At 70.8% G+C, this 11,545-nt stretch carries 2 protein-coding genes; both read right to left on the reverse strand.

Annotated elements, in window-relative coordinates; translation table 11 throughout:
* A partial coding sequence (locus ACFWTC_RS37490) for an amino acid adenylation domain-containing protein (protein ID WP_384075063.1) occupies positions 1–7,970 on the reverse strand: 7,970 nt, incomplete at its 3' end.
* Positions 7,970–11,509, reverse strand: coding sequence for an amino acid adenylation domain-containing protein (locus ACFWTC_RS37495; protein WP_384075066.1), 3,540 nt, complete (start codon positions 11,507–11,509; stop codon positions 7,970–7,972). The genes ACFWTC_RS37495 and ACFWTC_RS37490, both read right to left, overlap by 1 nt.
* Positions 11,510–11,545: the final 36 nt, after the last annotated feature.

Raw genomic sequence — 11,545 nt, forward strand, 5'->3', positions numbered from 1 at the left:
ACCGCCACCGTACCGGCGGGCACCTCCGCCGCAGTGTCGTTCCACTCCACCAGAACCCGATGCAGATCACCCTCGGCCAGCACCTCGACCGAGCTCAGCAGCAGCTCGGGGCCGCCGTCCAGCGCGGAGTCCAGCGCCGCGACCAGGTTCTCGAGGGCGGTCCGCACCAGGAGACCCACCGCGCGCGGGTCACCGGGGTCGGCGGAGTCCACCACCAGGCCCATGCTGTCTCCGTTGTCGTCCACGGCGACCGTCAGCGGATAGTTGTTGAGGGGCCGCATGAACAGCCTGCGGATGCCCTCGAACCCCTCGCCCTTGCCGCCGTCAGCGACGCGCGCGACCGGGCCGGTGGTGTTGTGACGGTAGTTCAGAAGCGTGGTGAACAGGGGGATGTCGCCGGTGACGCCACTGGCGCCCTGAGCGACGGCGAGCGGCGCGTGTTCGTGTTCAAGGAGCCCGGCCAGCTGGCTGCGCATCGAGCCGACCGCCTCGACGACTCCGACGCCGGACACCCGCGCCCGGACCGGCAGAGTGTTCATGAAGAGACCGAGCGCCCGGTCGGAGCCCGCGCCGGAGTTCATCCGGCCGAACAGGACGGTGCCGAAGACCACGTCCTCGCGGCCGCTGACGGCAGCGAGGGCCCGGGCGTACGCCACGTGTAGCAGGGTCGCGGGGCTGGTGCCGAGGCGGCGCGCGGTGGCGCGTACCCGGTCGTCCAGGGACGCCTCGAAGTCGACGTGGGCCTTGGACAGGTGGGTGCCATCGCCGTGCACGTCCGCGAGGCCGAACGCGAAGGTCGGCTCGGTCACATCGCCGAGCAGCCCGGCGAAGTACCGCTCGTGCTCCTCGCGCTTGTCGCCGCTGCGGGTCTGCGCGACGAAGTCGCGGAAGGGCAGCGGCTTCGCCAGTTCCGCGCCCCGCCCGGTCACGAAGGCCTGCAGCTCCTCGAAGACGGCCTCCAGGGTCGTGTGGTCCTGGACCATGTGGTGCATGCGCAACAGCGCCGCCCAGCGGTCGCAGCCGGGGACGGCCGCGACGTGCAGGTCGACCAGAGGCGCCCGGCTCAGGTCCATGGAGGTGCCGCCGAGCTCCAGGAGCTGTTCCACAATCTCCGCGCCGTCCGGATCGAGCGTCACGCGCTCGACGGGGATCCGGGCGTTGCGCCACACCACCTGCACCGGTTCGCGCAGCCCCTCCCACACCACGGAGGTGCGGTAGATGTCATGCCGGTTCACCAGCTGCTGGAGCGCGTCCACGAAAGCGTCGAGGCGGGCGCGCGAGTCGAACTCGAGCGCCGTGGGGGCCGCGTAGGTGTCGCGTCCGGACCCCGCCATCAGGTGGTGGAAGAGCAGACCCTCCTGCAGTGGGGCCAGCGGGTAGATGTCCGCCACGTTGGCGGCGCCGCCCTCGACCGTGGCGACGATCCGCTCGATCTCGTCGGCGGTCAGGCCGATCAGCGGCAGCATCTCCGGAGTGAGTTCCTGCGCGCCCTCGGGGATCAGGTTCGGGGGTACCTCGATGCGCTCCGCGGCCGTGTCCCCGGCAAGGCCCGCCACCGTCGGCCGCTCGAACAGCGTCCGGACCGAGACGGAGATGCCGCGCAGCCGCAGCCGCTCCACCAGCGACACGGCGAGCAGGGAGTGCCCCCCGAGGCGGAAGAAGTCATCGTCGACGCCGACCTTCTCCAGGCCGAGGACCTCGGCGAACACCTCGCACAGGATCTCCTCGCGGGCGTTGGCGGGCCCGCGGCTCGCCCCTGCCCTGTATTCCGGTGCGGGCAGGGCCGTGTGGTCCAGCTTGCCGTTCACCGTCAGCGGCAACCCATCGAGGACGACGACCGCTGCCGGCACCATGTACGCGGGCAGCACCTGGTCCGCGAACTGGCTCAGACCCTGCACCAGTTCATCACCTTGAACGGCCTCGCCCGGCACGGCATAGGCCACCAGGCGCTTGTCACCCGGAACGTCCTCGCGCGCCACGACCGCCACCTGGGCCACGGACGGATGCTCCGCCAGCGCGGACGCGATCTCACCCGGCTCGACACGGAATCCACGGATCTTGACCTGATCGTCGGAGCGGCCCAGGTACTCCAGCTCGCCGTCCGCACGCCACCGGGCCACGTCGCCGCTGCGGTACATGCGCTCGCCCGCCGCGAACGGCGAGGCAACGAACCGCTCAGCCGTGATCCCGGCCCGGCCCACATAACCACGGGCCAGGCCGGCACCCGCGATGTACAGGTCGCCCGCCACCCCCACAGGTACCGGCGCCAGGTTGCCATCCAGCACGTACAGACGGGTGTTGGCGATCGGTCGCCCAATCGGCACCGAGTCGCCGACCTCCTGACCGGCCACCACCTCGAAGACACAGCACCCGACCACGGTCTCGGTCGGCCCGTACTCGTTGACCACAACGGATTCGGGCGCCTGGTCGAGCCAGGCGCGCACATCAGCACCCTGCAACGCCTCACCACCGACGATCCAGCGGCGGGCCGCCCCCGCGCGCACACCGTCAGGCAGCAGCCGGGAAAGCAGTGGCAGATGCCCCGGCACGACCTTCACCAGGCCGAACCCACCGGAATCACGCACCGCCGCGGCAAGACCCTCGGCTCCTCCCTCCCGGCTGATCACGACTCGGGAGCCGGACACCAGGGGCACCAGCAGGCTCGTGACCGTCAGGTCGAAGGCGAGCGACGAATGCAGCGGCGCCCCACCCCCCTCGGCCATGCCATAGGCCCGGTGCGCCCACATCACATAATTCGCCAGGCCGTCGTGGGTGACCACGACCCCCTTGGGACGCCCGGTCGACCCGGACGTGTAAATGACGTACGCGCTGTGCGCAGGCAAGACGGCGCCCGCACCCTCGTCCGGCGTCGGCGCGTTACCCGGCAGACCCGCCAACTCGGCTTCCACCGAAGAATCGTCGAGCACCACAACGGGTGCACCGGATCGCTGCTCGAACTCCGCGAGCCGGCCGCGGGTGCCCTGCCCGGTGAGGACACAGGTCACCGCGGCGTCCGTCAGCATGAACGCGGCACGCTCCACCGGGTATTCGGGATCCACCGGCAGGTACGCGCCACCGGCCTTCCACACCGCAAGGACGGAAACCAGCACGTCCACACCGCGTTCCAGACACAGGCCCACCACCGACTCGGAGCCCACGCCGCGGCGGACCAGCAGGTGTGCCAGCCGGTTCGCCCGCGCGTCCAGTTCGCTGTAGGAGACCTCGACACCATCGCACTCCACGGCGACCGCCGCCGGGTCCTGCGCGGCCCGCTCCCTCAGCAGTTCCGGCACCAGTCGGCGCGGCGTGTCGTCCGCCGTGTCGTTCCACTCGACGAGCATCCGGCGGCACTCATTCCCGTCCACCACCTTCACGCTGCGCAGCGGCCGATCCGGACCGCCCTCAAGGACGCCTTCGAGCAGCGTCACCAGGTTCTCCACAGCAGTCCGCAGTAGATCACCCACCGCGTTGGCAACGATCGGAGCAACCGCGTCCACGGCGAGCCCGATGCCGTCGTCCCCGTCGTCGTCGACCGAGACGGTCAGCGGGTAGTTGTTGCGCTCCTGGGAAAAAACGGCCCTGATGCCCGCGATCCCTGCCGCGCTCGCCTCGTCCGCCGCACCGGCGGCCGGACGGCCGCTGTTGTGACGGTAGTTGAGGAGTGAGGTGAACAGCGGGGTGTCACCGGGCACGCCGCTGGCCTGCTGGGCCAGGGCGAGGGGCGCGTGCTCGTGGGAGAGCAGTTCGGCGAGCTGGCCGCGCATCGCAGTGACCGCATCCGCCGACCCGAGTTCGCCGGTACGCACCCGTACGGGCAGCGTGTTGATGTACGGGCCCAGCGTGCGGTCCGATCCGGTACCAGCGTTCATGCGGCCGAACAGGACGGTGCCGAACACCACGTCCTCGCGGCCGCTGACCGCCGCGAGCACCCGTGCCCACGCCACGTGCAGCACGGTGGCGGGGCTGGCACCCAGTCCGCGGGCGACGCCGCGGACCCGCTCCACAAGGCCCGGCGGGAACTCCTGCCTGGCGCGGACCACTGCCGCGCCGTCGCCGTGCGCGTCGACCAGGCCGTAGGGCGCGGTCGGCTCGGTCACGTCGCCAAGGAGCTGGGAGAAGTGGCGTTCGTGCTCGGCACGGGCCACCCCGCCACGCGCCTGGGCTACGAAGTCGCGGAAGGGCATCGGCACGGGCAGACCGTCCCCGCGTCCGGACAGGAATGCCTCCACCTCAGCGAGCAGCACCTCCAGCGCCGTGTGGTCCTGAACCATGTGGTGCATCCGCACCAGCCCGAGCCACGCTTCGCCGCCCGGCTCGGCCGCCACGTGCACCTGGATCAGCGGCGCGCGCCGCAGGTCCATGGCCGAGCCGACCCCTGCGACCAGCTCCGCCACCGGGTCCATGGCCTGCGGGTCGAGTGCGACCTCGTCGACGGGCACGGCGGCGTGGCGCCACACCACCTGTACCGGCTCGCGCAGGCCTTCCCACACGATGCCGGTACGCAGGATGTCGTGCCGGTCCACGACCCGCTGGAGGGCCTCGGTGAACGCCTCGAGCCGCGCGCGCGAGTCGAACCTGACCACGGTCGGCAGCACATAGGCGTCCTCGCCGCCGTCGGCGAGGAGGTGGTGGAAGAGCAGACCCTCCTGCAGGGGGGCCAGCGGATAGACGTCCGCGACGTTCGCCGCGCCACCGTCCACGGTCGCGACGACCCGCTCGATCTCCTCGACGGTCAGGTCGACCAGGGGGAGCATCTCCGGTGTGATCGCCTGCGCGTCCTGCGGGATGACGTTCGGCGGTACGACGACGCTCTCCGCACCGGCCGCGGAGGCGAGCCCTGCCACGGTCGGGGTCTGGAACAGCGCCCGCACCGAGACGGACACGCCGCGGGTCCGCAGCACCTCCACCAGGCGTACCGCGAGCAGGGAGTGGCCCCCGAGGGTAAAGAAGTCGTCGTCGACGCCGACGCTGTCCACGCCGAGGACCTCGGCGAACACCTCGCAGAGGATCTCCTCACGGACAGAGGAGGGTCCACGGCCGGAGCCGCTGGTGTACTCGGGGGCAGGCAGAGCCACACGGTCCAGCTTGCCGTTCGGGGACAGGGGCAGCGCGTCGAGGACCACCACTGCCGACGGCACCATGTACTGCGGCAGTCGCTCCGCCACCAGGGCTCGCACCGCCGCCGACAGCTCCTCTTCGGGCGCTGCGCCGGTCACGACGTACGCCACCAGGCGCTTGTCGCCGGGGACATCCTCACGAGCCACCACCACGGCCTGGGCCACCGACGGGTGCGCGGCCACCGCTGACTGGACCTCGCCGAGCTCGATACGGAAGCCGCGGATCTTGACCTGCTCATCCGCGCGACCCAGGTATTCCAGTTGCCCGTCGGCGGTCCACCGGACCAGGTCACCCGTACGGTACAAGCGCTCACCGGGCGCGCCGTAGGGGTCGGCGACGAAACGTTCCGCGGTCAGGGCGGGGCGGTGCAGATAGCCTCGCGCCAGACCCGCGCCGGCGATGTACAGCTCGCCGGCCACTCCGGGTCCGACCGGCGACAGATAGCCGTCCATGACGTACACGCGGGCGTTGGAAATCGGCCGGCCGATGGGTACGGCGCCTTCGACGTCGGTGTCGGCGTACCAGGCGGTGGTGTAGACGGTCGCCTCAGTGGGACCGTAGATGTTCGCCACCCGCGCGCCCGGCAGCTCCTGGCGAATACCGGCCACCGCGTCGCCAGTGAGCGCCTCGCCCGCAAGCACCACCGTACGCGGACGGACCTCGGGGCCGGAGCGGCCCAGGATACGGGCGAAGGCCGACGGAACGCCACTGACCAGGCTCACCTGCCAGGGGCCGCGCTCGGTGTCGGCGAGCACCAGCAGGTCCGGGACGAGCTCGACGGATCCGCCGGTGACCAGCGGGCCGAACAGCTCGAAGACCGACACGTCGAAGGTGAACGAGGTGGAGAGCAGCACCCGGGAGAAGTCGGCGCCGCCGAACTCGGCACCCGCCCACGCCAGCAGCCCCGCCACCGACCGGTGCTCCACCACCACGCCCTTCGGACGGCCCGTGGAGCCGGAGGTGTAGATGACGTACGCCGGATGGCCGGGGGTCAGCGGGGCCACGCGCTCGTGCTGCCCGGGCGCACCAGCAGGCAGAGCGGCCAGCGCGGCGACGGTCTCCGGCGTGTCGAGAACCACGGCCTGCAGCCCGGAGGGCGGGAGGATAGTGGCGGTGGCCGAGGCGGCGAGGACAACCACGGGCGCCGCATCGCCAAGCATGTACGCGATCCGCTCGGCGGGGTACGCCGGATCCACCGGCACGTACGCACCGCCGGCCTTGAGCACGCCGATGAGGGCCGCCACCGCGTCTACGCCGCGCTCCAGGCACACCGCAACCCGCGACTCCGGGCCAACGCCCAGACCGATCAGGTGTCGGGCAAGACGGTTGGCCCGCGCGTCCAGTTCGGCGTAAGTCAGCTCGGTGCCTTCCCACACCACCGCGACCGTGTCCGGAGTGCGGGCCACCTGTGCCTCGAACAGCTCCGTCACGGTGGCCTGCGGCACCTCAGCGGCGGTGTCGTTCCAGTCCGAGAGAACCCGGCGACGCTCGTCCGCGTCCAGGACATCGACCGCGCTCAGTCGGGTCCCGGGGTCGGCGGCGACTGCGGCGAGGACCTGCCCCAGGCGCTCGACCAGGCGCTCGGCCGTCGCGATGTCGAACAGGTCCGCCGCCGCAATGAGCTCGCCGCGCAGTCCCGCCGGGCGCCCCTCGGCGTCGAACACCTCGGCCACGCTTGCTTCCAGGTCGAACTTGGCCGCCAAGCCGCCGGTCAGCGACTCCGGACGGGCGCCGTCCGCAGCTCCCCCGGCCTGCACACCGTGCAGATCCAGGGCCGCGTCGGCGGTGTTCTGCATGGTGAGCATCACCTGGAACAGCGGGTGCCGAGCCAGCGAACGCGTTGGGGCCAGTTCCTCGACCAGCCGCTCGAACGGCACGTCTTGGTGCGCGAAAGCGCTCCAACCAGCCTCCCGCACCCGGGCGAGCAGCTCGCTGAACGTCGGATCCCCCGACAGGTCCGTGCGCATGACGAGGGTGTTCACGAAGAACCCGACCAGGTCGTCCAGGGCCACGTCGGTGCGCCCGGCGACCGCGGCGCCGATCGGGATGTCGGTACCCGCGCCGAGGCGGGACAGGAGCACCGCAAGTGCCGCCTGGACCACCATGAACGTCGTGGCGTCCGACGTGCGTGCGATCTCCGCGAGCCGCGCGTGCACTTCGGCGGGCACCGTCAGGGGCACCGTGTGGCCGCGGAAGCCGGCCACCGCCGGGCGCGGCCGGTCGAAGGGCAGCGCCAACGCCTCCGGCAGGTCTGCCAACTGCTGGCGCCAGTAGCCCATCTGACGGGAGAGCACGCTCTCGGGGTCATTCTCTTCGCCGAGCAGTTCACGCTGCCACAGCGCGTAGTCCGCGTACTGCACCGGCAGCGGTTCGAACTCCGGCGCCCGGCCCTCGCACCGCGCGGCGTACGCCATTGAGAGGTCCCGGGCCAGCGGCCGGGTGGACCAGCCGTCGCTGGCTATGTGGTGTACGACCACGACGAGTACGTGCGCGTCGGGACCGGTCGCGAACAGCCAGGCACGGATCGGCACGTCGGAGGAGAGATCGAACGGTCGCGCCACCGCCTCCCTGGTGGCCGCCGCCAGGTCCTGGGGCGGCACCTCGGCGTAGGACAGCTCCCAGGACAGTGCGTCGGGTTTGAGGATGTGCTGGTACGGCTCTCCATCGGCCGTGGGGAACACCGTCCGCAACACCTCGTGACGGCCGATCACATCCCGCAGGGCGGCGTCGAGCGCCACCCGGTCGACGTGGCCCGACAGCGGAAGGACCACGGGAATGTTGTACGTCGAGCTCGGCCCCTCGAGCTGCTCGATGAACCACAGGCGGCGCTGCGCGAATGACAATGGAAACATCAGGAATCCCCCTGGTTACGCATGGGCCGCAAGGCCGGCCTAGCTGACTTCTGTTTTCCAAGCTGTTGTGCGAGACCTGCCACCGTCGGGTTGTCGAGCAGTACTCGCAGTGGGAGTTCCACGCTGAGCTGCGCGCGCACCCGGCTCACGAGGCGGACTGCAAGGAGGGAGTGGCCGCCGAGTTCGAAGAAGTCGTCGTCCACGCCTACTTCGTCGATGCCGAGAACGTGGGCGAACGCCTCGCACAGCGCCCGCTCCTGCGGCGTAGACGGTTCCCGGCCGACACCCGCCGACCCGGCGTATTCCGGTGCGGGCAGTGCCTTGCGGTCGAGCTTGCCGTTGGGAGTCAACGGCAGCCGCTCCAGCGGGACGACGGCTGAGGGCACCATGTGCTCAGGCAGTCGCTGAGCAGCGAACTTCCGCAGAATAACGGAGAGTTCTGCACCTGACGAACGCTCCCCCTCAGGCGCCACGACGTAGGCGACGAGGCGGGCGTCGCCCGGGGTGTCCTCGCGGGCCACGACCGCGGCCCCGCCCACCGACGGGTGGGTCAGCAGGGCCGCCTCGACCTCTCCCGGCTCGATCCGGAAGCCCCGGACCTTCACCTGCTCGTCCACCCGCCCCAGATAGTCCAGCTGCGCATCGGCGGTCCACCGGACCTGGTCGCCGGTCCGGTACATCCGGACACCGGGCTCGAACGGGCAGGCCACGAAGCGCTCACTCGTCAGGCTGGCCCGTCGCACATAGCCACGAGCCACCTGCGCCCCGGAAATGTACAGCTCGCCGCCGACTCCGGGGACCACGGGCTGCAGCATCCCGTCGAGCACATAGACCCGGGTGTTGGCATTCGGCCTGCCGATCGGCACGGAGGCGCCCACGTCCTGCCCTGCCGACACCTCGAAGACGGTGCACCCGACCACCGTCTCGGTCGGACCGTACTCGTTGACGACCACCGAACCAGGCGCCCGCTCCAACCAGGACCGCACGGCGGTACCGGTCAGCGCCTCGCCACCGACGATCACCCTGCGCGCCGCGCCCGGAAGCCTGTCGTCCGGTATCAGCTCGGTCAGCAGCGGCAGATGGGCCGGTACCAGCTTCATCAGCCCGAAACCACCACCGGCGCCGACCAGGGACGCGAGCCCCTCCGCCCCGCCCTGCCGGCTCACCACGACTGCGGAGCCCGACACCAGCGGCACCAGCACACTCGTCACCGTGAGGTCGAACGCCAGCGAAGAGTGCAGCGGCGCTCCGCCACCGTCCTGCATCCCATACGCCTTGCTCGCCCATACGACGTAGTTCGTCAGGCCGCCGTGGGTGACCGCCACACCCTTCGGACGACCGGTGGAGCCGGAGGTGTAGATGACATACGCCAGACCGTCCGGCCCCACACGCAGCCCCGGCGAGGTCTCCGGGCAGGCCCCCACCGCACCCGCGACCAGCGGGTCGTCCAAGGCGATGGCCCGCACCCGCCCCACCGGCAGCTCGTCGAGCACCTCCTCCTCGCTCAGCAGGACCGCAACCCCACTGTCCGCGAGCATGAACGCGACACGCTCAGCCGGATACTCCGGATCGACCGGCAGATATCCCGCTCCCGCCTTCCAGGATGCGAGGATCGCCACGATCATGTCCACACCACGTGGCAGGCACAGGCCGACGAGCGACTCCGGACCCACACCCTGACCGACGAGATAGTGCGCAAGCCGGTTGGCCCGCGCATCCAGCTCCCCGAACGACACCTCAACACCATCAGCGACAACCGCGACGGCATCCGGGGCACGGGCCACCCGCGCCTCGAACAGCTCGGGCACCCCCACCGACGACACCTCCGCCCCCGTGTCGTTCCACTCGGTGAGCACCTGGCGACGCCGGGCGTCATCGAGCACACGGATGCCGCTCAGCGGAGCATCGGGACCGCCGGCAAGGGCCTCCTCCAGCGCAGCCGCCAGACTCTCGGTGGCCGCGCGGACGAGCGTCCCGACGATGTGCGGGTCGATCGGGGCGACCGCGTCGACCACCACCCGCAGCCGGTGACCGTCGTCGTCAACGGCGACCGAAAGGGGGTAGTTGGTGCGGTCGACGACCAGCACCGTCCTGACTCCGTCCAGGCCCTTCTGCTCCTCTTCCGCTTCCACGATCCGGGCGGAGGCACGGCCGCCCTCATGCCGGTAGTTGAACATCGAGGTGAACAGCGGTGCGTCCGACGGCACTCCGCTGGCGCGCTGGGCAACGGCAAGTGGCGCGTGCTCGTGCTCAAGGAGCCCGGCGAGCTGACCGCGCATCGCCTGCACCGCCGCGAGAACACCTATACCGTCGCCAAGGCCTGCCCGTACAGGCAGCATGTTCATGAACGGCCCGGCGACCCGGTCCGACCCGGCTCCGGCGTTCATCCGCCCGAACAGGATGGTGCCGAACACCACGTCGTCCCGGCCGCTGACCGCGGCAAGGACCCGCGCCCACGCCACATGCATCACCGTGGCCGGGCTCGCACCAATCCGCTGCGCCACCTCACGCAGCCGCCCGCTCAGTTCGTCCGGGAACGTAACCCCGGCCCGCACCATGCCCGCGCCATCACCCCGCACGTCCACCAGCCCGAACGGCGCGGTGGGCTCGGTGACGTCACCCAGCAGGTCGGCGAAGAACGCCTCGTGCTTCCCACTGTCAAGCCCCGCACGCGCCTGTGCGACGAACGTCCGGAAAGGCAGCGGCTCCGGCAGCTCGGCAGCCCTCCCGGCGAGCACCGCCTGCACCTCCTCAAGCAACACCACTACGGCCGTATGGTCTTGCACCATGTGGTGCGCCCGGAACAGCGCAAACCACCGGTCGCCCCCAGGCACCGCCGCCGTGTGCAGCCCGATCAGCGGGGCTCGGCCCAGATCCATGCGGGAACCGGCCATCGCGACCAAGTCGGCCGCCGGGTCGGAACTATGCAGATCGAGTTCGAGCTCCATGACTGGGAGTTGGGCGCTGCGCCACACGACCTGCACTGGTTCGCGCAGGCCTTCCCACACGATGCCGGTGCGCAGGATGTCGTGCCGGTCCACGACCTGCTGGAGCGCGTCGGTGAACGCGTCCAGCCGCTCACGCGAGTCGAACTCGAGCACTGTCGGCATGACGTAGGCGTCCTCGCCGCCGTCGGCGAGGAGGTGGTGGAAGAGCAGACCCTCCTGCAGCGGAGCCAGGGGGTAGATGTCGGCGACGTTCGCCGCGCCACCGTCCACGGTCGCAATGATCCGCTCGATCTCCCCGCCGGTCAGGTCGACCAGCGGGAGCATGTCGGGCGTGATCGCCTGCGCGCCCTCCGGAATGACGTTGGGAGGCACGACGACGTTCTCCGCGCCGGACGAAGCCGCAAGGCCTGCCACCGTCGGGGTCTGGAACAGTACCCGCACCGAGACCGAAACGCCGCGGGTGCGCAGGACTTCCACCAGTCGGATCGCGAGGAGGGAGTGGCCACCCAGAGCGAAGAAGCTGTCGTCGACACCGACACTGTCCACACCGAGGACTTCAGCGAAGGCCGCGCAGAGGATCTCCTCGCGCACCGTGGACGGACCACGGCCGGAACCGGTCGTGTACTC

It is taken from the genome of Streptomyces sp. NPDC058619 (assembly GCF_042717785.1).
GTDB lineage: Bacteria > Actinomycetota > Actinomycetes > Streptomycetales > Streptomycetaceae > Streptomyces.